We start from the raw sequence: 25,277 nt of genomic DNA on the forward strand, positions 1-25,277 counted from the left end.
CTGTTATGGAAATTGTATCGTTCCACAGTATCTGGACACTTGTGATTTTTGTGTGCTTCATTGTGATTGCGCTTTGGGCGTACAGCGGTCGTCGTAAAACGGAATTTGACGAAGCTGCAAACCTTGTCTTCGCTGATGAGGAAAAAGGACTTAAAAAGACAGGAGAAGATAACAAATGACAACATTTTGGAGTCTATTCATCACTGTCATTGTCGTCGCGACGCTAATTGGTTGTGCTGCACTGGTTATATGGTGCAGTAAAGACCTAAAAGGTATTGCTGACGGTGAGGATATGGGACACGAATACGACGGTATTCGTGAGCTGAACAACCCGCTACCGAAATGGTGGTCCTATATGTTTTGGGCCACTATTGTGTTTGGCGTGGTTTACTTGGCTCTTTACCCAGGCTTAGGGAACTATAAGGGTTTGTTTGGTTGGCAGAGTTCTGCGCAGAATGTCAGTAACATCGAAGAATCTCGTGAGCTTTTGGCAAACAGCCAAGGGATTGACCAATACGCACGTGAGCTTAATGCAGCAAACGCCGTGTTTGGTGAAACATTCCGCAAGCTGGCTTACAAGCCGGGTACGGATGAGCTTCTCGACATCACTGAAATAGCGAAGAACCCAGAAGCCGTTAAAGTTGGCCAACGCCTATTCATTCAGAACTGTGCACAATGCCACGGCTCGGATGCTCGCGGTCAATCTGGCTTTCCTAACCTAACAGACAGTGCATGGCTGTATGGCGGGGAACCAGAAACCATTAAGGCTACCCTTCTGCACGGCCGCGTCGGTAACATGCCTGCATGGTTGGCGGCATTTGGCGAAGATGGCGTTTCTGAAGTTTCTGCCTATGCGTTGAGCCTTTCAGGTCGTAAGGTCAACGCTGAAGAAGCCGCGAAAGGTAAAACACGCTTCGTTGTTTGTGCAGCTTGTCACGGCACTGACGGTAAAGGTAACCCAGCATTTGGTGCACCGGATCTAACAGACAATATTTGGTTGTTTGGTGGTTCACGTAAAGCCGTTGAAGACACTGTTCGATATGGCCGTCAAGGTGTGATGCCAGCTTGGAAAGACATTCTGGACGAAGATAAGATCCAGCTTCTTTCAGCTTATGTTTGGCAGCTAGGAAACCCGCAAAACTAATAATAAGTTGTCATTGTTAGGCCCCCGCTTGCGGGGGCTTTTTTACCCAAGAACATTCGTAAACACAGGAAAGCGATATGAACAAACCATGGTATAAGCAGTTTTGGCCTTGGTTCCTGATTGCCTTGCCCGGCAGCGTCGTCGTTGCGAGCTTATTCACTTTTACACTTTTCAGTAAAAATCAGGTTTCTCTCGTCGCCGAAGACTATTACAAAGAGGGAAAAGGGATTAATCAAGATCTCTCTCGCCTTCGCCAAGCAGATGCATTGTCACTGTCTGCACGCTTAACACTTTCCGATGACAACGCCATTGTTATCCTAGACAAAGGTGAGCTGGCTCAGTTCCCTACGATCAAAGTGACTTTTCAACACCGTACTCTCGCCGACAAAGATATTGAGAAAATGGTGAACTCAGACCAAAACGGTCGTTATCGTCTAGCTCTTGTAGAACCGCTGCAAGGGCCTTGGTATGTTGAAATCAATGCATTTGATGGTAGCTGGGCACTGAATGGCCGCGCAAACTTCCCATCTTCAGACCCAGTTAAGTTGTATGGTCAGAGCAAGGAATGACAAAAGATTGTTATCACTGTGGAGAGCCAGTGCTTACTGGCGACTCTTATAACGTAGAGATCCAGGGCGTAAACCGTACAATGTGTTGCCCGGGTTGTGAGGCTGTTGCCACCACCATCGTTGCTAACGGCCTAACCTCTTACTACGAATATCGCACCGCGCCAGCAGAAAAAGCCAACCTTATTCCTGACGAACTTCAATCTCTCAGCCTTTACGACAACGAAGACGTGCAGCAAGAATTTGTCCGTCATGAAAACGGGATTGATGAAGTTGTACTCTCTGTCGATGGCGTCTCGTGTGCAGCGTGTGCTTGGTTGATCGAAAAACAAATTAGCACGCAAGACGGCGTCTCTCGCATTCAAGTCAATACAACAACGAATCGCGCCACGTTACGCTGGGATCCGTCCAAAGCAAAATTAAGCACCCTTCTGAGTAAAATTCATGCTTTAGGATACAAAGCCGCTCCGTTTGAAGCTGATAATCAAGAAGCACAATATCACCGCACCATGAAGCAATACCTCTACAAGCTAGGGGTTGCAGGATTGGCAACCATGCAGGTGATGATGCTGGCGATTGCCATGTACTTTGAAGTATTTGGCGACATGGACGAGTCATTTCGTAACTATTTTCGCTGGGTTAGCCTTATTTTTGCCACGCCAGTTCTGCTGTATTCCGCCATGCCTTTTTACATCAATGCTTGGCGCAATCTAAAAGCAAGAACGTTAGGCATGGATGTTCCTGTCTCCATCGCTTTGTTGTTTGCTTATTTTGCCAGTTTGTACGCGACAGTGACCGGCACAGGCGAAGTGTTTTTCGAGTCTATCGCCATGTTTACGTTCTTCCTGCTGGTAGGAAGGTTTCTTGAGATGCGTGCACGCAGAACAGCGGCAGCAGCGAGTGCAAACCTGCTTAAACTCATCCCGCGTTTGGCAACATTAGATTCTGGCGAACAAATCCCAGCAAAATCTCTCACCGTTGGCCATGTCGTTCGTGTCCTCCCCGGCGACCCCTTCCCTTCAGATGGTGTCATTGTTGAAGGTATTACCACCGTCGATGAGTCCATGCTTACGGGTGAATCCATGCCTGAGTCACGACAGCTTGGCGACAAGGTGTATGCTGGTACGCTTAACATTGACGGCAATGTGAATGTTGAAGTAACGGCGGAGAAAAAAGACTCTTTGATCGCTCATATCGTTCAGCTACAAGACGCAGCTCAACTCGCTAAACCGCGTGTCGCTGAAATTGCTGATATCGTTGCACGTTACTTTGTCGCCGTCATTTTGCTCATTTCAGCATTAACATGGTGGTATTGGCAAAGCCATCGCCCTGAAGATGCGTTTTGGATAATGTTGTCTGTGCTTGTCGCCACTTGTCCGTGTGCACTTTCTTTGGCAACACCAACTGCATTGACTTGTTCTACCTCTACATTCGGAAAGCTTGGGATTCTCCTTCGTCGAGGTCATGTGTTTGAAACCTTGACCAAGATTAATCGTGTGATTATCGATAAAACAGGCACCCTCACCGAGGGCAACGTCACTTTGGCTGACACAGCTGTTTATAGCGATGTAGAGAAGAGTGAAGCATTAGCGATCGCAGCAGCCCTAGAATCGTATGCGAATCACCCTATCGCCGATGCATTTAAAAATATCAACGTGGCGTCTGGCGTGATACAGGTCGAAAACGTTATCGGCGAAGGCATTAAAGGCACTTATCAAACTCAGGAATGGCGCATTGGTAAGCCTGAGTTTGCCCTTTCTGACACGCGAGCAGCAGAAACGAGCAATCATCAAATTTGGCTATCTTGCAGTGGCAAAAAGATAGCATCATTTCAATTGGTCGACCCTATTCGCGAAAGTAGCCAAACCTTGATCAATAAATTCCACGAAGCGGGCATCGCTGTCACCATGTTAACTGGTGATAACTCAGCAACCGCGACATCCGTGGCAAATCAGCTCGGTATTGATGAGCTTGTATCAGGCGTATCACCTCAAGGTAAGCTCGATTACTTAAAATCACTCCCTGAAGATCAAATCACCATGATGATCGGGGATGGCGTTAACGATGCGCCTGTTCTGGCAGGGGCACATCTTTCTGTGGCTATGGGTGGCGGCACAGATGTAGCAAAAGCGTCTGCTGATATGGTTCTTCTCGGAGATGATTTGACTAAGCTGCTTGATGCTCGTCATCTTGCCGCGTTCACTCAAAAAATCATTCGTCAGAATCTCGCTTGGGCGTTAGGCTACAACCTTGTCATTCTTCCTCTCGCTGTGATGGGATTTGTCGCACCTTATGTTGCAGTGGCAGGCATGTCCGCAAGTTCTGTTATCGTTGTCACGAACTCTCTGCGCCTGTTCCAGAAAGACCTCATCGAAAGATTCAAGGACAAGTAGTTATGGAAAGCCTATATATTCTGATCCCTATCGCCATCATGCTTGTTTGTGTTGCTGTTGGCGTCTTCATTTGGGCGGTCAAATCCGAACAATTTGAAGATCTAGAACGTCAAGGCATGAATATTCTTCTTGATGACGATGAAAAGCTTACGCCAGAAACAAATAACACATCAGCCACATCAGAGCGAAGTGAAAACAAGTAATGCCAATCTCTGATCTTGTTGCAGCGTTTATGGTTGGCATCTTGGGAGCCGGGCATTGTCTGAGCATGTGCGGTGGCGTAGCAGCCGCTGTTTCATTCGGCACACCAAACAGCCAGAATAAATTGCCTTACCTTCTTTTCTATAACGGCGGCAGACTTTTATCTTACGGTATCATTGGTGCAATTGGTGGCGGTCTTGTTTCTGGTATTGTCGGTGTTAGTCACGTTAGCCAAAGTTTGATTTGGTTGCGACTAGCTGCCGCTATCATGATGATTTTACTTGCGCTGTACATTGGTCAATTCTGGAATGGGTTGTCTTACGTTGAGCGACTAGGCAAAGGGCTGTGGCGGCATATTTCTCCGCTCACATCAAAACTACTTCCTTTAAAATCACCCTTCGCGGCTTTACCATTTGGTATGGTTTGGGGATGGCTACCTTGCGGACTTGTCTATTCTGCGCTCAGTTGGGCAGCTGTATCAGGAAATGCGTTTCATGGTTTATTGATAATGCTCGCATTTGGCTTGGGCACCCTGCCCGCAATGCTATTTGTTGGCACCTCCGCAGAGTCACTAAAGAAGTTACTTAACAACATGATTTTTCGAAGATTCTCATCGTTAATACTGCTAATGTACGGAATAGTTACCGCTTATTCTGTATACAATCAGTTGTAGTAAGGGTCGATTTATCACGTGGAAGTGGTAAAATATTGACTCAAATCAATTTGGCTAAGCAGGCTCATGATTCAAGACAAAATAATGACTAAAAGAGTTCAATCAGGCGGATGCGCAATCCATTGTCAGGACTGCAGTATCAGTCAGCTCTGCATTCCTTTCACATTGAGTGAAAGTGAGCTAAATCAGCTTGACCAAATTATTGAACGTAAGAAGCCAATTCAAAAAGGACAGCCTCTGTTTCAAGCAGGTGATCCACTTCGTTCTTTGTATGCAATCCGTTCAGGTACGATCAAAAGCTATACCATCACTGAGCAAGGTGATGAGCAAATTACTGCATTCCATCTTGCCGGTGATCTTGTTGGTTTTGACGCCATTAATCACATGTCCCATCCAAGTTTCGCTCAAGCACTTGAAACCTCAATGGTGTGCGAAATCCCGTTTGAAACCCTTGATGACCTTTCGGGCAAAATGCCTAAACTTCGCCAACAAATCATGCGTTTGATGAGTAGCGAGATCAAAGGTGATCAGGAAATGATTTTGCTGCTCTCGAAGAAAAATGCCGAAGAACGCTTGGCTGCATTCTTACATAGCCTTTCTACGCGCTTCTCTCAGCGTGGTTTTTCAGCCAAAGAGTTTCGTTTGACCATGACACGTGGTGATATTGGCAATTATCTTGGTCTGACGGTGGAAACCATCAGCCGCTTGCTTGGTCGTTTCCAGAAAAGTGAAATGTTGAGCGTGAAGGGTAAGTACATTACCGTTCTTGATCATGATGAGCTAAGTCGCCTTGCAGGTGTCAGTAAGTAATCAATACTGACAAATTGACTGAATACGAAATGGCGCTATACGCGCCATTTCTCTTTTTTTACGTTTATCTTTCTGAATTTATCGCGCCATCCGCCTAGATTGCGTTACATTAAAGTAACGCATCAATAAGTTGGAGGTGTTATGAACAGATATACCAACTTGCTCGTGGCTATAGATCCCGACCACGAAGAACAGCCCGCACTCTCGCGTGCGCTGGACATCGCTAGAAAGTCTTCTGCGGATGTCAAAATTACACTCTTTCTTGCTATCTATGACTTTTCCTATGAAATGACCTCAATGCTGTCATCAGAAGAGCGTCAAGCCATGAGAACAGGCGTACTTCGTCAACGCGAAGAATGGGTGGCATCTTTGGTTGCCCAACATGACACGGAGAGCATTGACGTGACCACACATGTGGTCTGGCACAATCGACCTTACGAAAGCATGATTGCACAAGTTTTTGATAGCAAACATGACTTACTGGTTAAAACCACACACGAACACGATAAGTTAGGCTCCGTGATCTTTACGCCGACAGATTGGCACTTACTGCGTAAATGCCCTTGTCCTGTTTTACTGGTGAAAGAACATGCTTGGCCGGAATACGGAAAAATTCTTACCGCTGTTAATGTGTCTTCAGAGAATGAAACGCACATCCCTCTCAACGATAAGTTGATTGATGAAGCCAAAGCCATGGCTAAACTTCTCACCGCTGAGGTGAACCTCGTCAATGCCTACCCTGCTACACCTGTTAACGTCACCATTGAGTTACCCGAATTCGACCCAGCTTCTTATACCGATGCTGTTCGGGGTCATCATTTACTTGAAATGAAGGCATTGCGACAAAAGCACGGTATAGACGAGTCGCAAACCTTCTGCCAAGAAGGACTGCCAGAGGATGTTATCCCTGCCGTTTCGAAAGAACTCGATGCGGAACTGGTAATATTGGGTACAACAGGTCGTGTAGGGTTGTCTGCCATTTTTATTGGTAATACCGCAGAACACACGATTGATCAGCTAAATTGCGATGTTCTTGCCATCAAGCCAGATGGGTATGTCAGCCCGTTGGCACCAAACTTGTCTGAAGAATAGTGCTTTACTCACATGTGTACATAAGCGCCTGCGGGCGCTTTTCTTTTTTAATCATGCTGGCATCCTGCCCCGAAATCCGTATCATACGCGCCAAACCTTCGCATTGAGCATCGAGGGTCGGGCTTTTTGCCCACAGCGATTTTCCAGTCGCGGATTCGATGGCGTAGAGAAATTTCAGAGGCACTCAGTATTACCATGTCAAATCAAGAACTCACCAAATCACAAAAATACAACCAGAATAAGCTTAACAAACGTCTTCGCCGAAATGTGGGTCAAGCAATTGCTGACTTCAATATGATCGAAGAAGGCGACCGTATTATGGTTTGTCTCAGTGGTGGCAAAGACAGCTACACCATGCTCGAAATTCTGCAAAACTTGCAGAGAAGTGCACCGGTGTCATTTGAACTGATCGCGGTTAACCTCGATCAAAAGCAACCGGGCTTCCCTGAGCATGTGTTACCAGAGTATCTTGATAATCTTGGCGTCGAATACAAGATAGTAGAAGAAGACACTTACGCGATCGTGAAAGACAAGGTACCGGAAGGTAAAACGACCTGTTCACTTTGTTCGCGTCTGCGTCGTGGCATTTTGTATCGTACGGCGAAGGAGATTGGCGCAACCAAGATTGCCCTTGGCCATCACCGTGACGACATTCTAGAAACCTTGTTCTTAAACATGTTCTATGGCGGCAAGCTAAAGGGCATGCCACCGAAATTGGTTTCTGACAACGGCGAACATGTGGTCATTCGCCCGCTGGCTTATTGCCGTGAAAAAGATATTGAGCGCTACGCGCAAACGGCAGAATTCCCAATTATTCCTTGTAACCTGTGCGGCTCACAGCCAAACATGCAACGCCAAGTGATCAAAGAGATGCTGCGTGATTGGGACCGACGCTTCCCAGGACGTATCGAAACCATGTTTACAGCAATGCAAAACGTGGTTCCTTCACATCTGGCTGACTTTGAATTGTTTGATTTCAAAAATGTTGACCAACATTCAGGTGTCATTAACGGCGGCGATACCGCTTTTGATAAAGAGCAATTTACAGATGTTTCCCCATCACAAGACGATGTGATTGAAGTGGACCCTGCTTTGGCGCTCAACGTTGTTCAGGTTAGCTAATAGCTGACTCACACAACGCTTAAATAACAAAGCCCGCTAACTGCGGGCTTTGTTGTATTTATTCGTTAAAAACAGATTAACTTTGCGGTATCCAAGGCGTCACTTTTATTGGTTGCTGGCTAAACAAAACGCGCTCGTCGTCTTGTAAATCTGCCAGTCGCACAACGGCCACTTTGCCTTCCATATTGATAATTCGGCCTTTACTGGTTTCCAGTGATGATTGCGGCTCTGCGAAGTGTAACGATACACCCTCTACGTCTGGCATAAACCATGACGAGAACATACCGCCTAAATCCTGCATCATTGCCGTCATCTGAGGCACAAGCACGCTAACGTCGTCTACTGACATCTCATTCTCAAAGGCATTCTTTGCCATCACTTGAAATGACACATCGCAAAACGCATCACCTGCAGTTTCGATGAATACATCAGGGTTTACTCTTCGCAAATTACTATCGATCGGCAAAGGGAGCTCTTGCGAAGCGGGAATGACAAACTCCTCGTAGTGCTTCTTTTTTGTCATCCAAGCTTTTGTGATAGTGCAAACCTCTCCCGTTTGAGGCTTCACCATAAAATAGCCCACTTTCACATCAGGGTGAGTATCACTATTGTTATGCTTGAGCTGAGTAAACAGCTTGCTGTAGCTAAATTCAATCTGCGCTGCGCCAACAGGCAGTGAAATTACAGCTGCCACAACAGCAGCCGTAAGTCCTTTGATCATCCTTGGCTCCAATATTCTTCGTTATATCGAATCATGCCTTGCACTTCTTCGACATATGCCTGACCGCGTTCTGAATAGCTTTCTAATCCATTAGCCAGAGCAACTCCCGTGACCGGCTTGCCGTCTTTTCTAAGGTCAGCACGAATATCACGTAAAGACGCGTAAGCTTTATTACGGTTTACATTAAGAAAATAAGCACGGATGGATTGGAAAGTATCTTTAAACACGGCGACTTCATGTGTTTTACCTTGGCTACGTGCACTTGGCACCATGCCGCAGCCAGAAGTGTAACACCACTGTCCAAAGTAATTATTACCTTCACGAGCAAAGCGTGACGTACCCCACCCCGACTCCTTTGCCGCTTGGCTTAGCACGAGATCAGCCGGAATAATATCGACACGCTTTAACGCCTCTTTAAACCACGCTTGATCAGGGCCATTTTCGGGTAAAGGTAAATTAAAGAGATCAGCGACCTTGGCAAGGAACGCCTGATCATCTTGGTTAATACTTGCTGCGCCGGACAGGCTACTTAAACGTGTTCGTGCGTTTTCTATCAGGCCATTAATGTAAGTCACACCAGGCTTAAGGAATGCTACGAATGCCTTTTTCTTTTCTTCAACAATTTTGTAATCACCAAAATCAGGCTTCTGCACCATTTCTGGTGGTGGAGAAGCCGGTTGGAGTTGATTTAAGTTAGTGATTTGAGTTTGGGGGGCGTCGCTACACGCAGATATAAACAGAGCCGAAGCCAAAACAGCATGGGAAAGCTTCATTTATGCGTTGAAAACCTCTTTGTTACCGTCTCCTGAAGAAGAATCATCATCCCCTTCTTGTGACACGGTCACTTCAATACCAACACCGAACATCTCGCGATACAGCACCCCTTTCACGTTAAACATAAACGGCAGTGCAAACAGTAACGCTATCCCGCCTGTCGCGTAAGAAAACACAAACAGAACGGCAATGACGATGTAAACCAAGGTCAATGGTATCAGTTTTTTTGTGATCGCTCTAAAAGAAACAATCATCGCAGTTAAAGGACGTAACCGTTTTTCGCATATCAGCAAAATCGTCATGGAAAACGCGATACCGAGAAAAATGCCAAGCAACGGGATGATTTGATTACCGACACTTTGCAGTGCGGAAATAAAGCACATGGCCATTGTCACGGCGAGTGCATACGCCATGCCTTTAATGATGTGACGCGGCTTGGTTCGAAAACCAATAGCGTGGCTCAACCCCATCAAACTGGCACCGGCATACAAAGGTGCACTCAGCACCGTCGTTGCAAAGATGGCAATTCGACCTGAAGCCAAAAGATCCTCCGTCATCGGTTGCTGACCCAAAAGGGCATCGAACAAGACTGCTGGGGAGTCCAGCATGATCGAAAGCGCAATAAAAAAGATGGCAACATTGGCCCCTGCCAGCAACAAGGTCGCGGGTAGGAATCGCCAAAAATGCTTTTGTGTTAATTTGAGTGCTTCCTGAACCACACTGGAAGCACTCAAGGTATAGTTTCCTGTCAGCGCATTTTCTAACGTGCCGCCCACATGGAGTGCGTTGCTCAATTGTTGTTTATTCATAGCAAGGTAACTTTTGTCTTTAGCCTAAGAAATTTCCGTCTTTATAAAGTTATAGGTGATATTTTTTCAACTCGTCTCAAAGTGATGTATTTTTAGGCAACGAATTAAAGCGCTATACTACTGGACGCCTGTTTCACGAAATTTCGCGATGGGCATCACATGCCGGAATTTGGTTGATGTTTCCGCACATCTCGGTTGTCACACAATTATTGGGCAGGATTTTGCCTCTAAAGTACAAAAAAACGCTTTAACTTCATGGTTTGCACGTCTATCATGCGCCGTCTACTTTTTAGGGGAATTTTTTCTAGCTAATCGCCCGTGGTGTAAGGAGAGAGAGTAGAATTGAACGCGACACAACCAATGAAAAAACCCGTTGTACAACTGAAGGGACTCTGTAAGAGTTTCGATGGTAAAGAGATCATTTCAAATTTTGATCTTGAGATAAACAACGGCGAGTTTTTGACAATCCTGGGTCCGTCCGGTTGTGGCAAGACCACAGTACTTCGTTTGATTGCTGGTCTTGAAGATGCAGACGATGGCCAAATTATCATTGACGACCAAGATGTGACTGCAATCCCCGCAGAGCAACGTCACGTCAATACCGTATTCCAAAGCTATGCGCTATTCCCTCACATGACTGTGTTCGAAAATGTCGCTTTCGGTCTGCGCATGCAGAAAGTTGCCGAAAGTGAAATCGAACCGCGTGTCATGGAAGCGCTGCGCATGGTTCAACTTGAGAAATTCGCTCCTCGCAATCCTCATCAGCTGTCAGGCGGCCAACAACAACGCGTTGCGATTGCTCGTGCTGTTGTGAATAAGCCTAAAGTGCTTTTGCTTGACGAGTCCCTCTCGGCGCTGGATTACAAACTGCGTAAGCAAATGCAGAACGAGCTTAAACAGCTCCAGCGTAAATTGGGAATCACCTTCATTTTCGTGACTCACGATCAAGAAGAAGCATTATCGATGTCTGACCGCATTATCGTCATGCAATCAGGTGACGTAGTTCAAGATGGCACGCCTCGTGAAATCTACGAAGAACCTGCGAACTTGTTTGTCGCGCGCTTCATTGGCGAGATCAATGTATTTGACGCACACGTTATTGCACGCATTGATGAGCAACGCATTACGGCAACCGTAGAAGGTCAAGAATGTCAGGTCTACTGCAAACTTGATGTCGGTGCTGGTGACAAAGTTAAGGTTCTACTTCGCCCCGAAGATCTTCGTATTGAAGAAATCAGCGCAACAGAGTCCAGCAATGGCATTGTTGGTTATGTTCGTGAACGTAACTACAAAGGCATGACGTTGGATTCAGTGCTTGAACTTGAATCTGGCATGTCTGTCATGGTAAGTGAATTCTTCAACGAAGACGATCCTGATGTTGACCACTCATTGGATCAGAAAGTGGCGATTACCTGGGTTGAAAGCTGGGAAGTGGTATTGCCTGATGAAGAAGCTTAATCTCCAAAACGCCATTATTGGCGTCATTGTAGGTTGGTTGCTGCTGTTCGTATTAATTCCGAACCTGATGATTATCGTCACCAGTTTTCTGACTCGCGATGACGCAAACCTCATAGAGATGACTTTCACCTTGAGCAACTATGCCAAGTTGATGGATCCGCTCTATGCGAAAGTGGTTTGGCATTCCTTTTACATGGCAGCTATTGCTACCTCGCTATGCCTATTGATTGGTTATCCGTTCGCTTACATTATCGCGCGCATGCCTAAACATATGCGCCCGTTCATGTTGTTTATGGTGATCGTTCCGTTTTGGACGAACTCCCTAATCCGCACTTACGGTTTAAAAATCTTTTTGGGTACACGTGGCTTACTCAATGACGGCTTACTCACACTAGGCATAATTGAGAAACCGCTTCGCATCATGTACACCGAATATGCGGTCATGATTGGTTTGGTATATATCCTGCTACCTTTCATGATCCTGCCGTTGTATTCAAGCATTGAGAAGTTAGATAACAGCTACCTTGAAGCAGCGAAAGATCTAGGTGCCAGCAAATTTCAAGCGTTCGTTAAAGTTATTTTGCCGCTGACCATGCCGGGTATTATTGCTGGCTGTCTATTGGTTCTGCTTCCTGCTCTTGGCATGTTCTATGTGTCAGACCTCCTTGGCGGCGCGAAGAACCTCTTGATTGGTAATGTCATCAAGAGTCAGATCCTCAATGTTCGTGATTGGCCGTTTGGTTCAGCCGCGAGTATTTCTCTGACAGTATTGATGGGACTGATGCTGTTGGCCTACTGGCGTGTCAGCAAACTAATGAACAAGAAGGTGGAGCTGGAATGAATCGTTTCTTCAAAACCAGCTTTATGTCGCTGGTCTACGCGTTCTTGTACATTCCTATCGTCATTCTTATCGTTAACTCTTTTAACGAAAGTAAGTTCGGTATCGAATGGAAAGGTTTTACGACCAAGTGGTATACCCAACTGCTAAGCAACGACAGCTTGGTACAGGCTGCAGGTAACTCACTGACTATTGCGGTATTTTCAGCAACGGCAGCGGCCATTATTGGTAGCCTGACCGCAGTTGCGCTGTATCGCTATCGTTTTCGTGGCAAAAAGTTCGTCAATGGCATGCTGTTTGTGGTCATGATGTCGCCTGATATTGTGATGGCGATTTCGCTACTGGCGCTATTTGTGTTGATCGGTGCGCAATTGGGCTTTCTTACCCTATTGCTGTCGCACATCACCTTTTGCTTACCATTTGTTGTGGTGACCGTATACAGCCGCTTAAATGGCTTTGACTTACGCATGCTTGAAGCAGCGAAAGATTTAGCAGCAAGTGAGTGGGTTATCCTGACCAAGATCATTCTGCCCCTTGCAGCCCCAGCGGTTGCAGCAGGTTGGTTATTAAGCTTTACCCTTTCATTGGATGACGTGATTGTCAGCTCGTTTGTCACTGGGCCAAGTTACGAAATCTTGCCGTTGAAGATTTATTCGATGGTCAAGGTAGGCGTATCGCCTGAAGTGAACGCACTCGCTACACTCATGCTTATCGTATCTCTCGTGCTGGTTATTTGCTCTCAGCTACTGGCACGCGACAAGGTGAGATAGTCGTCAAAGGGCAAGTGTCGGACTTCCTCTTACACTTGCCCTGTCGATTTTCGCACTTTTCAGTCACGGGTGACGACGTACACCCGTTATTCTAACTAACCAATACCTACGAAAAACACAGGAGTTGTTGATGAAACCCTGGTCTAAGTTTGTGCTGGGAAGCTCTCTAGCCTTCTCTCTTTTCTCAAACACTGCTATTTCGGCAGAAAATGAACTCTACTTCTATAACTGGTCTGAGTATATTCCGACTGAAGTTATTGAAGAGTTTACCGAAGAAACCGGTATCAAAGTCATTTACTCAACTTATGAGTCAAATGAAAGCATGTATGCCAAACTCAAAACGCACCCTGACGGTTACGATTTAGTCGTTCCTTCCACGTATTACGTGAAGAAAATGCGTGATGAAGGCATGTTACAACCTATCGATAAGAGCAAGCTAAGCCATTTCGACGGTTTGGATCCAAACAACCTCAATAAACCTTTTGATCCAAATAACGAGTACTCTGTCCCTTACATCTGGGGTGCGACAGGTATTGGTGTCAACACCGACTATGTCGAAAAAGACAGCGTAAATTCGTGGGCGGACCTTTGGAGTCCTAACTACGAAGGTCAGTTGTTGATGATGGATGACGCTCGAGAGTTCTTTCACATTGCTCTCACCAAGCTTGGATATTCAGCAAACACTACCAACCCCGAAGAAATCAAGCAGGCTTACGAAGAGCTGAAGAAAATCATGCCAAACGTGCTGGTATTCAACTCAGACTTCCCTGCTAACCCTTACATGGCAGGTGAAGTAGCACTGGGTATGCTTTGGAACGGTTCTGCTTATATCGCTCGTAGCGAAGGCGCACCTGTTGATATCGTATGGCCAGAAGAAGGCGCGATTTTCTGGATGGACAATCTTGCCATTCCAGCAACAGCTAAGAATGCGGATTCTGCGCACAAAATGATCAACTTCCTTCTTCGCCCTGAAATTGCGGCGCGTCTTGCTATTGAAATTGGCTATCCAACGCCAGTAAAAGCGGCCTACCCGCTTCTTCCAAAAGCATTCAAAGACGACCCAAGCATTTATCCACCACAAGAAGTGATGGATAAAGGCGAATGGCAAAGTTCAGTTGGCACGGCAAACGTGCTGTATGAAGAGTATTTCCAACGGCTAAAAGCAGGCCAATAATCTGGCATGTGGTCCCATGACTGCAGATAATACAAAAACATAAAGCGGCTTCTCAGCCGCTTTTTTTTAGCAAACAATCAAACGAATAATAGTGATTGGCACCAATATGTCCAATCTGGACGCTAGGATTGAAGCGCGAGTAGTTCTTCAACCAATTGCGGAACCAGAACACTCGCTTTGCCATAACGTTTTTCATCAAACTCGCTTTCAACAGCACTCGGCTCAAGATTGACTTCTATGGTTTTCGCTCCACCGATCGATGCTTCATGAACAAATCCCGCTGCCGGGTAAACCGACCCTGACGTACCGATTGAAAGAAACAGATCCGCGCTGAGTAACGCATCATGGATCTTATCCATGGCGATAGGCATTTCACCAAACCAAACAACATGAGGGCGCATTGGAGATGGCATCTGACAACAATGACAAGCATCATCAATCATAATATCCCCTGTCCAATCGACCACTTGTTTTGAATAGCTACAACGCGCCTTAAGCAATTCTCCGTGCATGTGGATCACATTTTCACTACCTGCACGTTCATGTAAGTTATCGATGTTTTGCGTCACGATAGTGACATTGCCTTCAAGTTCGCGTTCCAATCGCGCTAGCGCTTCATGCGCCAAGTTAGGTGCAACACCTGATTGAAGCTGTTCTCTGCGCTGGTTGTAAAAAGTTTGAACCAGTGCGGGGTTTCTCGCAAAGCCCTCAGGCGTTGCTACATCCTCGATTTGGTGCTCTTCCCATAATCCATCTTGCGCACGGAAAGTTCGAATACCCGACTCAGCGGAAATTCCTGCACCTGTCAGTATTACTATGTTTTTATACGGGAATTGCATATTGAGCATCCTTTCTCGATTTGATCTTTAACCTTTATAACATTGTTGAATTGAGCAAAACAGGTTCAGCATGCTAGACCATGGTCGAATTTGACATGATTTACTGAATTTACACATGAAATCAAAATTCTGTCTTATATTTAATCTATGCCTTAAATACGAGATTGAGATTAACCATTGCGGCGTTTTACACAACCCCTATTTATCTCCATACTTTCCCTGCTGACGGTTCCTGCCGTTTCGGCGAGCGAGAGCGTGAAAATAAGCGGTTTTGGCAACGCAACCTACATTAAATCAGGTACTGATGACTTTGGTTATAAATACGATCTGACGAAAGAAGCACAATACGGTGGCTGGGAGTTTGATACGGGTTCAGCCTTCGGGCTTCAACTCAATGCGAACATTGCAGACGACGTTGACTTCGTCGTCCAAGGTGTTTTCCAAGATCGCATTGAAAATGATTTAGATAAAAGCGTCACTTGGGCATTTCTGAGATACAACGCAACGCCACATCTTACGTTTCGCATTGGTCGAATCGCTACGCCGCTTTACATGTTGTCCGAGTATCGTGATGTCGGGTTTGCCTACCTTTGGACAAAGCCGATCACTGACTTCTATGCCAATATTCCTATCGCTTCAATTGATGGTGCTGATATTGCCTATCGCACTCCCTGGGGCAATGGACAGTTTGAAGCTCGCCTATTTGCTGGTAATTCAGACATTACCATTGAAACAGTGCTTGAACCTTATGAAGTGACGTTGTCACCCACGATTGGCTCAAAATTCTCCTATTCCGTAACCGACTGGCTATTTTCAGCGACAGCAACAACCACCAAAGTCAAACAAGGCGATCCATCTACTGGCGTGACCGCTGGACTCGAACAAGATCCTGCACTCATGTTTTTCTGGCCAGAAGTCGGCACTATTGCGTCAGATTTTAGTTTTGTTGATTCTCGCTTCTACTACTACTCGCTAGGTGTACTCTACGAAACGGGTGACTGGAACATACAATCAGAATTTAGCTATACAGACGCAGACTGGCCATTTTTCCCCGATCTCACTGCCGGTTATCTCAGTGTCGGTAAAACCTTCTCCAATGTCACCGCATTTGGTTTTGTATCTAAAACAAAATCGGTTGGAGATATATATGATTTAACACCACCAAATTCACAGGGGCTTTCAATACCAGACATTGCGGCGGCTTATGGCTATACCAAATCTCTTCTCGATGCTCGTGTTATCAACCAAGAAACATTGGGCTTTGGCGCACGAATTGATCTCAGCTCTCAGGTTGCACTAAAAGGACAAATAGAAAGAACATGGCTGAACAACCAAGATTTTGGGGCGTGGTTGACCACGGTGGAAGGATTGAATGCCACTGTGCCAGACTATATTGATACATACTCGATCAGCCTAACGTTTGTGTTCTGATATGAAGATACTTGTATTAGCAATGCTCACAATCATTTCCTTAGCATGGATACCTGCTAGCCGTGCAGAACTAGTCGTCGTTGTGAATCAAGAGAATCCTCTCGCTAACCTGTCTAGTCGCCAGCTTATCGATCTCTACATGGGTCGCAGTAGCCATTATCCAGATGGCATGATGGTGTTGACCACTGACTTGCCAGACAGTAGTCCTGAGAGAGAAGCGTTTTATCGACAATTAGTTGGAAAGTCTGCTGCCCAAATCAATGCGTACTGGGCGCGATTGCTCTTTGCTGGTAAATCCGAACCCCCTTATACAATCTCGTCGACAGAAAATGCCGCTGATTACGTTAAAAATAATAAAAACGCCATAGCGTACATCAATGAAGCAGAACTCTCGCAAGGCCTGAAAGTGGTATACCGGTTTGAAGATTCTCAATAAAAGAGTTCATATTCGTGTTGCCTCAGGGGTAGCAAGTGGTGCACTCATATTCTCCGTCATTGCATCGATTGTCTGGTTCTATATTTCTTATCACGATGAAGTCGATCGTTCTCGAAATCAAATTCGACAAGTTATCACGACGGTAGAGCAAACAGCCTCAATCGCCATGTACCTAGGAAACAAAGAGCTCGCAGAGGAAGTATTGCGTGGGTTAGAAGCCAACGACATTATTTCAGCAGCGCGACTAACGAGTCAGGAAGGCCTATCGGCATCATTTGAAGGTAGTGGCGATTTAAAGCAAACCGACATCGCCGTGATATTTCCAATCAAATCGCCATTCAATGAAAACGAAATCGTCGGAGACCTGCTGATTTACCCAAACCAGCAGTACATCGAAGACAATGCGATTGCACTCGCGAAAATCCAAGTCATCGTGCTTGTGCTCTACTCAATCATCATTGCTTTTTTAACGCTGGTCATCGTTAACCGTATCCTCACCGAACCATTGAAAAACGTGGCAAATCGATTCCACTTGATCACGCCAGGTGATTCCACACGTATTGAGATCCCTTTTGGTCACAAGCACAATGAAATCGGGGCATTAGTTGGTGATATCAACCATATGCTCGATGCGGTAAATAATCAGATCGATAACGAGCGCGACCTCAGATCGCAAACCGAGAACCTTTCAAAGAAATTCCGCTTTATTTTTGAGCGCGCGAGTGCTGGTATCGGATTGATAGATGCCACCGATCATCTCATCGTCGCAAACCCCGCGCTGCTGAGACTCCTGGGGCAAACCTTCATTGTTGATACCGAACGCTTCTCCAAAACTGACTTCACGGCCTATTTTAACGACCCACAAGTGATAAAAGAGTTTATTGAAGAATTCTGGGCCAAACCAGGTAACCAATTCAGCGCCGTAGATATCCAACTGAAGCATAAAGTTAGAGCTGCAGATCGTTGGGTACATTGCTTATTCTCCAAAGTTGAAGACATCAACAACCCTGATGACAGTTTATTAGAGGTGGTGCTGTATGACATTACCGAGCGTGCTGAGCGTGAACAGAATATTATTTACGAAGCAGAACACGACCCAATTACACAATTACTCAATCGCAGAGCAGGCATGACCAAGCTAGAAAACTCAACCATGGAGGCGGAGAAAAAAGAACGTAACTTTGCCGTTTTAATGATTGATTTAGATGGCTTCAAACATGTCAACGACACTTACGGTCATGATGCGGGTGACAAAGTGATCATCGAGGTATCACATCGAATTAAACAATTTTTCCGTGGTTCAGATGTCGTCGCCCGTTGGGGTGGAGACGAGTTTCTGATCGGTTTTTCCTACAACCCTAACTACGATACCGCGGTCTCTGACATTGCCACAGACTTACAGTTCCAAATATCTCAGCCTATCCAAATAGGTCATGAACAGACTACTGCCGTTGGTTCAAGCATTGGGATTAGCCTTTTCCCAGACAATGACACTGCCGTTGGACTTTTGATTGAACAAGCTGATGAAGCCATGTATTACGTCAAAAATAACGGCAAAAACTTTTTCCATTTTTATCAACGAGAGAAAGTAGCCGCCCCAGCCAACAAATAATCCTGCCTTGGATCATCGGAAAAGAAGCGTTACGCTATCGGCTAAATCCAATATGTCCCTTGCTCGTAGGAGAAACAATGCATCCATTGCGCGTATCAGTCAGAGCGGTATGCTATCGCGATGACACCCTACTGCTCGCCGAACATAGAGACGAGCGTGGCCTTTGGTATATTTTACCGGGCGGAGGCATTCAACATAACGAAACACTCGACATCGCCTTTAAGAGAGAATTGCTTGAAGAAACTGGCGGTGAAGCAGACATGGGCGATGTGTTATTCGTCAGAGAAGTCATAGCAGATAAGCTAGATACAACATTCCTTCCTCAACATCTTCACCAAATTGAACTGTTTGTTGAGGCGACAAATTTTCGTCATGTAGCAGCCCCATCGCAACCAGACAAGAATCAGATTGGCACAATATGGATGCCATTAGAAAGACTGCCCAGTCTGCTTTTCTTTCCAAAAACCATGGTTGAAGCCTTCCAGACCCGCCAGTTTGACCGCATATACCAAGGCCACATTATGTAGGTGCTAAAGATACTCAAGCACATAGGCAACAACCATGAATTTTATTTATATAATTTGCTGAACAGTGAACTGGCTAGACCATTGCAAGCCTGTGACTCAGTTACAATGCCCTACAAGATAAACAGTGGAAAACCACAGTAGAGCTCATGCAGTTAAACAACTATTTTAGTCAGAACAATAATCAGTTTGCATTTACGCGTCAGCAGGCGAGCCATTTTGCTAAATTGGTCGCGGGCGATTTTAATCCTATTCACGACGAAGACTCAAAACGCTTCTGTGTTCCAGGTGATCTCCTTTTCTCTGTCTTACTGGCAAAAGCCGGTATCAGCCAAAAAATGCACATCTCTTTTGGCGGCATGATCTCAGACAACATGTCCCTGACGTTCAAAGAAGATGCACTCGGTACAATCGAAGTGCTAGATGCGAATGACAAATGCTATCTGACCATGACGCGCGAAGGCGACAACTTGGTTGATGAAAAACTCGCTGCTAACGTGGCAGAGCATTATGTGAAATTTTCTGGCATGAATTTCCCGCACATCATGGTGCCTTTGATGGAGAAAAGCGGGGTGATGATCAACCCCGACCGCCCTTTGGTTATCTATGAAAGCATGCATCTAAACTTCCACCATCTAAACTTCTCAGCGCCTACCGTTGAGCTGACGGATTCAGTGATGGAAGTGAACGGGAAGCGCGGAACGGTAAGTTTGGCCTTTTGCTTCAAAGAAAATGGTCAGATCATTGGTGAAGGCAGAAAAAAATTGGTCTGCAGCGGCCTACGTCCATTTGAACATTCTGCCGTTGATGCACTCGTCGACAAATTTAATAGCCGAAAATCTGTATTCCTATCTGCGCTGCCAGTTTAATTCATTAGATCGCGTCAATACGCGTATCTTATAGAAGGCAATAAATACGTAATATTGACCCCGAGTTATTCGGGGTTTTTTATACCCGTCAATGTCTTACTTATAAATATTCGCGCCACATTTGAGACCGTGTTCTATATTTAAGTTACGGTCATCGCACTGGAGCCGAATATGACAATTGACAAGTTGCTTTCTCATGTAGACAAACTCCCTAAGATTCCCAAGGTCGTCCAAGAACTCATGGATCTCGTTAATAGCGACGGCTCAGACATGAATCAAATCTCGACCAAAATTGCTATGGACCAAGTGATAAGTGCCCGTGTATTACGGTTGTCTAACTCTTCACATTTTGGTCGCGGGCGAACGGTAGCTTCTGTGGACGACGCGGTTATTCGTCTTGGATTAGGACCCATTCGCACACTCGTGACGGCTTCTGCACTGATGAGTACATTTCCCAAAATAGAGGGCTTAGATCTCAATGCTTTTTGGGGAACAACGTTTGAAGTCGCTACATTTTGTAAAGCGATAGCAAAAGAACTTAAATCAGACCAAAACGAAGCATTTACAGCCGGTATGCTCCACAACATCGGTGATCTGTTGATCTATACGGTCTATCCCGATCAGGCGCAAAAAGTCGAACTGCACATGGATATGGGTAAAACGAAACCAGAAGCGCAGCAAATTGTGCTAAGTACTGACGGTGCTGAGTTAGGCGGCATGCTCGCAAAGAATTGGAAATTTGCCGACACTCTCATCGATGCAATTTCGCATCAATACTCTGCAGTGCAAGGTGACGAATTTTCACAACTAGCCGCCATCATTAATCTATCAAGAAAGATTGATTGCAACTGGGAAGGGTTAGCGGATAGAGAAGCGCAACAGACGTGGCTTAACCATCAGCTAGAATACAGCATGCTGGGTTTAAACGAAGATTTCATAGACTTGGTCGAAAACACCCGTGGAATTGGTAGAGATCTAGCAAGTTCCCTCGCCTAACAAGCCAACATCAGATCAAATAGCCGCCAATGCTGGCGGTTTTTTTTCGTCTGATTTCTATTGAAAAAACTCAAAATATCAAACTTTTCGCCGCAAGCTAGAAATAGTGCGCCATAGCAAGATACCGCGATCGAATATGTTCTATCAATGCACGCAGTTTCTCTGGCGGATGGCGCGTATAGGCGTAGATAGCATAGATCCCCAGTTTCTTAGCAACTTGATGGGGTAACAAGTCAATCAATGTGCCCTGTTGCAGATCGTGATACACCAAACATTTTGGCACGTACACAATACCGTGACCGGCCAATGCCGCTTTTCTCAGCGCGGCTGCATTATTAGTCGAAAAGTTTCCGCTGACCTTAACGATACGTTTATTGTCTGTTCCAGGTACGAAGAACTCCCAATCCCCCTCACCTGTCGTTTGGTAGGTGTAATGTAAACAATTGTGGTTTATCAACGCATCTGGGGAATTCGGCTTGCCCCACCGTGTTATATACACAGGAGCGGCACACACCAACCATTGCGAATCGATAATATGACGTGCGATCAAGCTTGAATCTTCAAGGTAGCCAGTACGAATGGCTAAGTCGAACCCTTCATCAATCAAATCAACAAAACGGTTGCTGAGTTTGACATCGATCCTTAAACCATTGTGTTGGCTGACAAACTCAGCAATAGCTTCGGCCAGCAATAAATCTCCCGATATGGTAGGAACAGAAACACGCAGATGCCCTTTAATCTCAGACGAGAGTTGAGTCACAGAGTCAGTAACATCTTGGTTCAGCTGAACCATCTGTTTTGCAGTAGGAAGCAAGGCTATTCCTGCTTCCGTCAGGGATAGCTTACGTGTGGTTCGATGGAGTAATTGAACCTTCAAATCCATCTCAAGCCGCTGAATACGCTTGCTCACGACAGAATTTGCCAAGCCAAGCTTGTCTGCTGCTAGCTTAAAAGACCCGAGCTCCGCCACTTCCGCAAACAAGATCACATCATCTGAACGCATGATTATATCCATAATGGAAACAATTAATTCATTTAATGCTATTTATTCATATATGGCAATTGCATATTCTCAATGTCTAATAAATAGGCGCAGCCATAGATAAACGATGAGCTAGCGTTATACATGGATACCAGTTGCGAGGACGATATATGCAACCTGCTCGGATTTACCCAGCGAAACCGGCAAAAGTCTATCTCTACGCAACCTGCCTGGTCGATATGTTTGACCCAGACACAGGGATAGACGCGATTTCCGTCCTTGAGCAGCAAAGCATCGAGGTTGTATTTGTCGACAAACAAACCTGTTGCGGACAACCCGCTTATAGCTCGGGCTATACTCAAGAATCACGCGATGTGGCGCAACATCAAATGTCCCTGTTTCCCTCCCCTATCCCTATCGTGATCCTTTCTGGTTCATGTGGTGGAATGATGCTTCATCACTACCCTAAGCTCTTCGCCGGTCATCCCATTGAACAGCAAGCGTTGGCCTTTTCGCAAAGGGTGTTCGAGTTCACCGAATTTCTCACCAATGTGTGTCGCGTAAAACTCGAAGACAAAGGTGAACCTACCGCCGTGGTTGTTCACACTTCTTGCGCAGCAAGACGAGAAATGAACGTACACCATTATTCTGCGCACTTGCTCGGTCAACTCAGTAACGTGGACATTAAAAAAGCAGCATATGAGGAAGAGTGTTGCGGGTTTGGCGGGACTTTTTCGGTGCGTCATCCCAACATCAGTGAAGCCATGGTCACAGACAAAACCCACAACCTGATCAACAGTGGCGCAATTGAACTCGTGAGTGCCGATTGGGGGTGCATGCTTAACATTAACGGCGCGCTGGAATACCAAGGTAAATCATTCAAGGGGCAACACATCGCTCGTTTTTTGGCGAAACGCACACACGCTGACGGAGGTGCGTCATGAGTCATAACACACCAGAGCATTTTCATCAGCAAGCAAAAGAAGCACTCGCTGACAAAGAGCTAAGACAGAACTTCCGAGGCGCCATGGATTATCTTCGTGGTAAGCGACGTGAAGCCTTTCCCGATGCAGATGAAGAAAAAGCGGTTCGAGACCGTGCAGAAGCGATTCGTCAGCGATGTTTAAGCAAGCTACCTGACCTGCTAGAAAAGCTTGAAATACAATGCCAACGAAACGGCATACAGGTTCATTGGGCGCAGAACTCTGATGAAGCCAATGCGCTGTTTAGTGCGTTGGCAAAGAAGCATCAAGCAAAGCTTATCGTCAAAGGTAAATCGATGGTGAGTGAGGAGATTGGCCTTAATCACCACATGGAAAAACAGGGCGTGCATTGCCTTGAAAGCGACATGGGCGAATACATTGTTCAGCTCGATGGCGACACGCCTTCTCATATCATCATGCCGGCAATTCATAAGAACAAGCAGCAAGTTTCTGACACGTTCGAACACAACATCCGTGATTTCAAACCAACCACGGATGTCGATGAGCTAATCAAAACCGGGCGTAAAATGCTGCGCCAAGCCTATCAAGATGCAGAAATTGGTATTTCAGGGGTCAATTTCCCGGTGGCTGAAACGGGCACACTGTGTTTGGTGGAAAATGAAGGCAACGGGCGCATGTGCACCACCATCCCAGACGTCCACATCGCCATTACGGGCATTGAGAAAGTGGTTGAGTTCTTATCGGATATACCGCCGCTATACAGCGCCCTCACGCGTTCTGCGACGGGACAAAACATCACGACATATTTCAATATGATCAGTGGCCCCCGTAAAGACGGCGAATTGGACGGGCCAAAAGAAGTGCATTTGATTTTACTAGATAACGGCCGCACTCAGGCTTACCACGACGAAGAACTGCGCAAAACGCTTCAATGCATTCGCTGCGGCGCGTGTATGAACCATTGCCCTGTTTATACCCGCATTGGCGGTCATGCATACGGTACGGTTTATCCGGGGCCGATCGGTAAAATCATCTCCCCTCACATGATGGGCCTTGAAAGTACCAAATCTATTATTACCGCATCCAGCATGTGTGGCGCATGTGAAGAAGTCTGCCCTGTGCGAATCCCTATTCCATCCTTGCTGCAAAGGTTGCGTCAAGAAGCCAAGCACAATGCGAACGACGGGCATGAAGCGTTAAATGGTCAAGACGCCGACAACAGCAATATTGAAAAGATAGCCATGAAGGGCTTTGCATTCGCAGCGAGCCATCCCTCGCTGTATCACAATGCGCTGAGTATCGCCCGAAAGATGAACGGCGCAATCCCTAAGCACTTGGGTAACTGGACGCAATGTCGCGTGAAGCCCAAACTCGCCACGACGTCACTGAAAGCAAAAATTGCCAAGCGTAACGGGAGCAAAAAATGACGAACCAAAGCCAACAAGCTCGCACAGCAATATTTGGCAAACTCAATGCAGCGCCAAAGCAAACGGTCAACGCGTCGCTACCAGAATGGCAAGCATGGCAAGATGACGACGCTCAGGCTCGCGCTGATCGCTTGGCAACATGCATGACGACTGCTCACACAGAAATTATCCGCGTCTCGGAAAATAACTTATTGGCGCAATTGGTCGCCTGTCTCGGTGACAATAGCTTCAAAAACGTGTTGCTGGGCAGAGATAATCCATTCACGGCGGCTCTGCAGGCCGCCGATATCGAATGTGATATCAAAACCTACGACCAGTCTATCGATCAGATCAAAAATGACCTGTTCAATCATATTGATGCGAGCCTAACTGTCATTCCAGCCGCTATTGCGGATACCGGTACTCTTGCCGTTATCACGGGTGAAAAAGAACCGCGAGCTTTGTCACTCGTTCCACCCACACATATTGCCATACTGCGGGAATGTGACATTGTTTCTAACTTCAGTGACTTGATGGCTTCGCCGTTCTGGAAACAAGCAGGATGGGACAGCTGCCCACCGACGAACCTATTGCTGATCTCTGGGCCATCAAAAACTGCCGATATTCAACAAACGCTCGCTTACGGCGCACATGGCCCCAAGCGATTGATCGTATTTATGGTTAAGGAGTAAC

Annotated in this window: 27 protein-coding genes; 22 read left to right on the forward strand and 5 right to left on the reverse strand. The window is 46.0% G+C overall.

Annotated elements, in window-relative coordinates:
* Positions 1-5 precede the first annotated feature (5 nt).
* The 9 genes from AC3CIC_RS08100 (at position 6) to ttcA (ending at position 8,001) form a co-directional block, all read left to right on the forward strand.
* Positions 6-179, forward strand: a complete 174-nt coding sequence (locus AC3CIC_RS08100) for a CcoQ/FixQ family Cbb3-type cytochrome c oxidase assembly chaperone (RefSeq protein WP_016962132.1) — start codon at positions 6-8, stop codon at positions 177-179.
* Positions 176-1,144 (forward strand): cytochrome-c oxidase, cbb3-type subunit III, encoded by a 969-nt coding sequence (gene ccoP, locus AC3CIC_RS08105; RefSeq protein WP_488514271.1) that lies wholly within the window; start codon positions 176-178, stop codon positions 1,142-1,144. Before AC3CIC_RS08100 ends, ccoP begins: the two co-directional genes overlap by 4 nt.
* Positions 1,145-1,221: 77 nt before the next feature.
* On the forward strand, positions 1,222-1,713 hold the full coding sequence (locus AC3CIC_RS08110) for a FixH family protein (protein ID WP_016962130.1): 492 nt from the start codon (positions 1,222-1,224) through the stop codon (positions 1,711-1,713).
* Complete coding sequence (locus AC3CIC_RS08115; protein ID WP_488514272.1) at positions 1,710-4,103, forward strand: heavy metal translocating P-type ATPase; 2,394 nt, start codon at positions 1,710-1,712, stop codon at positions 4,101-4,103. The genes AC3CIC_RS08110 and AC3CIC_RS08115 overlap by 4 nt, the downstream gene beginning before the upstream one ends.
* 2 nt (positions 4,104-4,105) lie before the next feature.
* Complete coding sequence (gene ccoS, locus AC3CIC_RS08120; RefSeq protein ID WP_488514273.1) at positions 4,106-4,306, forward strand: cbb3-type cytochrome oxidase assembly protein CcoS; 201 nt, start codon at positions 4,106-4,108, stop codon at positions 4,304-4,306.
* Positions 4,306-4,977 carry a sulfite exporter TauE/SafE family protein gene (locus AC3CIC_RS08125; protein ID WP_488514274.1) on the forward strand — a complete coding sequence of 224 codons (672 nt, stop codon included), beginning with the start codon at positions 4,306-4,308 and terminating at the stop codon, positions 4,975-4,977. The genes ccoS and AC3CIC_RS08125 overlap by 1 nt, the downstream gene beginning before the upstream one ends.
* Before the next feature lie 66 nt (positions 4,978-5,043).
* Complete coding sequence (gene fnr / locus AC3CIC_RS08130; protein WP_026023781.1) at positions 5,044-5,787, forward strand: fumarate/nitrate reduction transcriptional regulator Fnr; 744 nt, start codon at positions 5,044-5,046, stop codon at positions 5,785-5,787.
* Positions 5,788-5,928: 141 nt separating this feature from the next.
* Positions 5,929-6,879, forward strand: a complete 951-nt coding sequence (uspE, locus tag AC3CIC_RS08135; RefSeq protein ID WP_016962125.1) for a universal stress protein UspE — start codon at positions 5,929-5,931, stop codon at positions 6,877-6,879.
* A 189-nt stretch (positions 6,880-7,068) separates the two neighbouring features.
* Positions 7,069-8,001, forward strand: a complete 933-nt coding sequence (gene ttcA / locus AC3CIC_RS08140; RefSeq protein ID WP_026023780.1) for a tRNA 2-thiocytidine(32) synthetase TtcA — start codon at positions 7,069-7,071, stop codon at positions 7,999-8,001.
* Positions 8,002-8,077: 76 nt separating this feature from the next.
* On the opposite strand, the gene AC3CIC_RS08145 is transcribed toward ttcA, so the two are convergent.
* Genes AC3CIC_RS08145 through AC3CIC_RS08155 form a run of 3 tightly spaced genes read right to left on the reverse strand, consistent with a single transcriptional unit; the run spans position 8,078 to position 10,305 of the window.
* Complete coding sequence (locus AC3CIC_RS08145) at positions 8,078-8,722, reverse strand: DUF2987 domain-containing protein (RefSeq protein WP_488514275.1); 645 nt, start codon at positions 8,720-8,722, stop codon at positions 8,078-8,080.
* Positions 8,719-9,495 (reverse strand): glucosaminidase domain-containing protein, encoded by a 777-nt coding sequence (locus AC3CIC_RS08150; protein WP_394211359.1) that lies wholly within the window; start codon positions 9,493-9,495, stop codon positions 8,719-8,721. Before AC3CIC_RS08150 ends, AC3CIC_RS08145 begins: the two co-directional genes overlap by 4 nt.
* The gene (locus AC3CIC_RS08155) at positions 9,496-10,305 is read right to left on the reverse strand and encodes a DUF2189 domain-containing protein (protein ID WP_488514276.1); all 810 of its coding nucleotides are present in this window, start codon (positions 10,303-10,305) and stop codon (positions 9,496-9,498) included.
* 360 nt (positions 10,306-10,665) lie between these two features.
* Here AC3CIC_RS08155 and potA point away from each other — a divergent pair, with 360 nt between their 5' ends.
* The 4 genes from potA (at position 10,666) to AC3CIC_RS08175 (ending at position 14,545) form a co-directional block, all read left to right on the forward strand.
* Positions 10,666-11,763, forward strand: a complete 1,098-nt coding sequence (gene potA, locus AC3CIC_RS08160; protein ID WP_394211470.1) for a spermidine/putrescine ABC transporter ATP-binding protein PotA — start codon at positions 10,666-10,668, stop codon at positions 11,761-11,763.
* Positions 11,750-12,604, forward strand: a complete 855-nt coding sequence (gene potB / locus AC3CIC_RS08165) for a spermidine/putrescine ABC transporter permease PotB (RefSeq protein ID WP_017002743.1) — start codon at positions 11,750-11,752, stop codon at positions 12,602-12,604. Before potA ends, potB begins: the two co-directional genes overlap by 14 nt.
* Entirely contained in the window at positions 12,601-13,371 is a 771-nt protein-coding gene (gene potC / locus AC3CIC_RS08170) for a spermidine/putrescine ABC transporter permease PotC (RefSeq protein WP_016962117.1), read from the forward strand. Before potB ends, potC begins: the two co-directional genes overlap by 4 nt.
* A gap of 130 nt (positions 13,372-13,501) precedes the next feature.
* Positions 13,502-14,545, forward strand: coding sequence for an extracellular solute-binding protein (locus AC3CIC_RS08175; protein ID WP_488514277.1), 1,044 nt, complete (start codon positions 13,502-13,504; stop codon positions 14,543-14,545).
* Between the two features lie 122 nt (positions 14,546-14,667).
* Here the strand turns inward: AC3CIC_RS08175 and cobB are convergent, their stop codons facing one another.
* On the reverse strand, positions 14,668-15,384 hold the full coding sequence (gene cobB / locus AC3CIC_RS08180; RefSeq protein WP_488514278.1) for a Sir2 family NAD+-dependent deacetylase: 717 nt from the start codon (positions 15,382-15,384) through the stop codon (positions 14,668-14,670).
* Between the two features lie 255 nt (positions 15,385-15,639).
* On the opposite strand from cobB, the gene AC3CIC_RS08185 reads away from it, so the two are divergent.
* The 6 genes from AC3CIC_RS08185 (at position 15,640) to AC3CIC_RS08210 (ending at position 21,252) form a co-directional block, all read left to right on the forward strand.
* On the forward strand, positions 15,640-16,815 hold the full coding sequence (locus AC3CIC_RS08185) for a hypothetical protein (RefSeq protein ID WP_488514279.1): 1,176 nt from the start codon (positions 15,640-15,642) through the stop codon (positions 16,813-16,815).
* Between the two features lies 1 nt (position 16,816).
* Positions 16,817-17,251, forward strand: a complete 435-nt coding sequence (locus tag AC3CIC_RS08190; RefSeq protein WP_241823970.1) for a type 2 periplasmic-binding domain-containing protein — start codon at positions 16,817-16,819, stop codon at positions 17,249-17,251.
* The gene (locus AC3CIC_RS08195; RefSeq protein ID WP_488514280.1) at positions 17,235-18,863 is read left to right on the forward strand and encodes a diguanylate cyclase domain-containing protein; all 1,629 of its coding nucleotides are present in this window, start codon (positions 17,235-17,237) and stop codon (positions 18,861-18,863) included. Before AC3CIC_RS08190 ends, AC3CIC_RS08195 begins: the two co-directional genes overlap by 17 nt.
* Positions 18,864-18,940: 77 nt before the next feature.
* Positions 18,941-19,390: an NUDIX domain-containing protein gene (locus tag AC3CIC_RS08200; protein ID WP_488514281.1), complete on the forward strand. Its 450-nt coding sequence runs from the start codon at positions 18,941-18,943 to the stop codon at positions 19,388-19,390.
* A gap of 146 nt (positions 19,391-19,536) precedes the next feature.
* Positions 19,537-20,256 (forward strand): DUF3581 family protein, encoded by a 720-nt coding sequence (locus tag AC3CIC_RS08205; RefSeq protein WP_488514282.1) that lies wholly within the window; start codon positions 19,537-19,539, stop codon positions 20,254-20,256.
* Positions 20,257-20,427: 171 nt separating this feature from the next.
* Complete coding sequence (locus tag AC3CIC_RS08210) at positions 20,428-21,252, forward strand: HDOD domain-containing protein (protein WP_488514283.1); 825 nt, start codon at positions 20,428-20,430, stop codon at positions 21,250-21,252.
* A 97-nt stretch (positions 21,253-21,349) separates the two neighbouring features.
* Here the strand turns inward: AC3CIC_RS08210 and AC3CIC_RS08215 are convergent, their stop codons facing one another.
* Positions 21,350-22,255 (reverse strand): LysR family transcriptional regulator, encoded by a 906-nt coding sequence (locus tag AC3CIC_RS08215; RefSeq protein ID WP_488514284.1) that lies wholly within the window; start codon positions 22,253-22,255, stop codon positions 21,350-21,352.
* A gap of 149 nt (positions 22,256-22,404) precedes the next feature.
* On the opposite strand from AC3CIC_RS08215, the gene AC3CIC_RS08220 reads away from it, so the two are divergent.
* Genes AC3CIC_RS08220 through AC3CIC_RS08230 form a run of 3 tightly spaced genes read left to right on the forward strand, consistent with a single transcriptional unit; the run spans position 22,405 to position 25,276 of the window.
* A complete protein-coding gene (locus AC3CIC_RS08220; RefSeq protein ID WP_488514285.1) occupies positions 22,405-23,178 on the forward strand; it encodes a (Fe-S)-binding protein in 774 nt (257 codons plus the stop codon).
* Positions 23,175-24,605 (forward strand): LutB/LldF family L-lactate oxidation iron-sulfur protein, encoded by a 1,431-nt coding sequence (locus tag AC3CIC_RS08225; protein ID WP_488514286.1) that lies wholly within the window; start codon positions 23,175-23,177, stop codon positions 24,603-24,605. Before AC3CIC_RS08220 ends, AC3CIC_RS08225 begins: the two co-directional genes overlap by 4 nt.
* Positions 24,602-25,276 carry a LutC/YkgG family protein gene (locus tag AC3CIC_RS08230; RefSeq protein WP_488514287.1) on the forward strand — a complete coding sequence of 225 codons (675 nt, stop codon included), beginning with the start codon at positions 24,602-24,604 and terminating at the stop codon, positions 25,274-25,276. The genes AC3CIC_RS08225 and AC3CIC_RS08230 overlap by 4 nt, the downstream gene beginning before the upstream one ends.
* Position 25,277 lies beyond the last annotated feature (1 nt).

This window comes from Enterovibrio sp. QJM3NY_24 (genome assembly GCF_057786035.1).

Coding starts and splice junctions, on each gene's coding strand:
- AC3CIC_RS08150 (WP_394211359.1), bottom strand. CDS start 9,495: ATGAAGCTTTCCCATGCTGTTTTGGCTTCGGCTCTGTTTATATCTGCG.
- AC3CIC_RS08155 (WP_488514276.1), bottom strand. CDS start 10,305: ATGAATAAACAACAATTGAGCAACGCACTCCATGTGGGCGGCACGTTA.
- AC3CIC_RS08175 (WP_488514277.1), top strand. CDS start 13,502: ATGAAACCCTGGTCTAAGTTTGTGCTGGGAAGCTCTCTAGCCTTCTCT.
- AC3CIC_RS08115 (WP_488514272.1), top strand. CDS start 1,710: ATGACAAAAGATTGTTATCACTGTGGAGAGCCAGTGCTTACTGGCGAC.
- potA (WP_394211470.1), top strand. CDS start 10,666: ATGAAAAAACCCGTTGTACAACTGAAGGGACTCTGTAAGAGTTTCGAT.
- AC3CIC_RS08145 (WP_488514275.1), bottom strand. CDS start 8,722: ATGATCAAAGGACTTACGGCTGCTGTTGTGGCAGCTGTAATTTCACTG.
- ccoS (WP_488514273.1), top strand. CDS start 4,106: ATGGAAAGCCTATATATTCTGATCCCTATCGCCATCATGCTTGTTTGT.
- cobB (WP_488514278.1), bottom strand. CDS start 15,384: ATGCAATTCCCGTATAAAAACATAGTAATACTGACAGGTGCAGGAATT.
- ccoP (WP_488514271.1), top strand. CDS start 176: ATGACAACATTTTGGAGTCTATTCATCACTGTCATTGTCGTCGCGACG.
- AC3CIC_RS08230 (WP_488514287.1), top strand. CDS start 24,602: ATGACGAACCAAAGCCAACAAGCTCGCACAGCAATATTTGGCAAACTC.
- AC3CIC_RS08215 (WP_488514284.1), bottom strand. CDS start 22,255: ATGCGTTCAGATGATGTGATCTTGTTTGCGGAAGTGGCGGAGCTCGGG.
- AC3CIC_RS08100 (WP_016962132.1), top strand. CDS start 6: ATGGAAATTGTATCGTTCCACAGTATCTGGACACTTGTGATTTTTGTG.
- AC3CIC_RS08125 (WP_488514274.1), top strand. CDS start 4,306: ATGCCAATCTCTGATCTTGTTGCAGCGTTTATGGTTGGCATCTTGGGA.
- fnr (WP_026023781.1), top strand. CDS start 5,044: ATGATTCAAGACAAAATAATGACTAAAAGAGTTCAATCAGGCGGATGC.
- AC3CIC_RS08110 (WP_016962130.1), top strand. CDS start 1,222: ATGAACAAACCATGGTATAAGCAGTTTTGGCCTTGGTTCCTGATTGCC.
- AC3CIC_RS08210 (WP_488514283.1), top strand. CDS start 20,428: ATGACAATTGACAAGTTGCTTTCTCATGTAGACAAACTCCCTAAGATT.
- AC3CIC_RS08220 (WP_488514285.1), top strand. CDS start 22,405: ATGCAACCTGCTCGGATTTACCCAGCGAAACCGGCAAAAGTCTATCTC.
- potB (WP_017002743.1), top strand. CDS start 11,750: ATGAAGAAGCTTAATCTCCAAAACGCCATTATTGGCGTCATTGTAGGT.
- AC3CIC_RS08225 (WP_488514286.1), top strand. CDS start 23,175: ATGAGTCATAACACACCAGAGCATTTTCATCAGCAAGCAAAAGAAGCA.
- AC3CIC_RS08190 (WP_241823970.1), top strand. CDS start 16,817: ATGAAGATACTTGTATTAGCAATGCTCACAATCATTTCCTTAGCATGG.
- AC3CIC_RS08205 (WP_488514282.1), top strand. CDS start 19,537: ATGCAGTTAAACAACTATTTTAGTCAGAACAATAATCAGTTTGCATTT.
- uspE (WP_016962125.1), top strand. CDS start 5,929: ATGAACAGATATACCAACTTGCTCGTGGCTATAGATCCCGACCACGAA.
- AC3CIC_RS08200 (WP_488514281.1), top strand. CDS start 18,941: ATGCATCCATTGCGCGTATCAGTCAGAGCGGTATGCTATCGCGATGAC.
- potC (WP_016962117.1), top strand. CDS start 12,601: ATGAATCGTTTCTTCAAAACCAGCTTTATGTCGCTGGTCTACGCGTTC.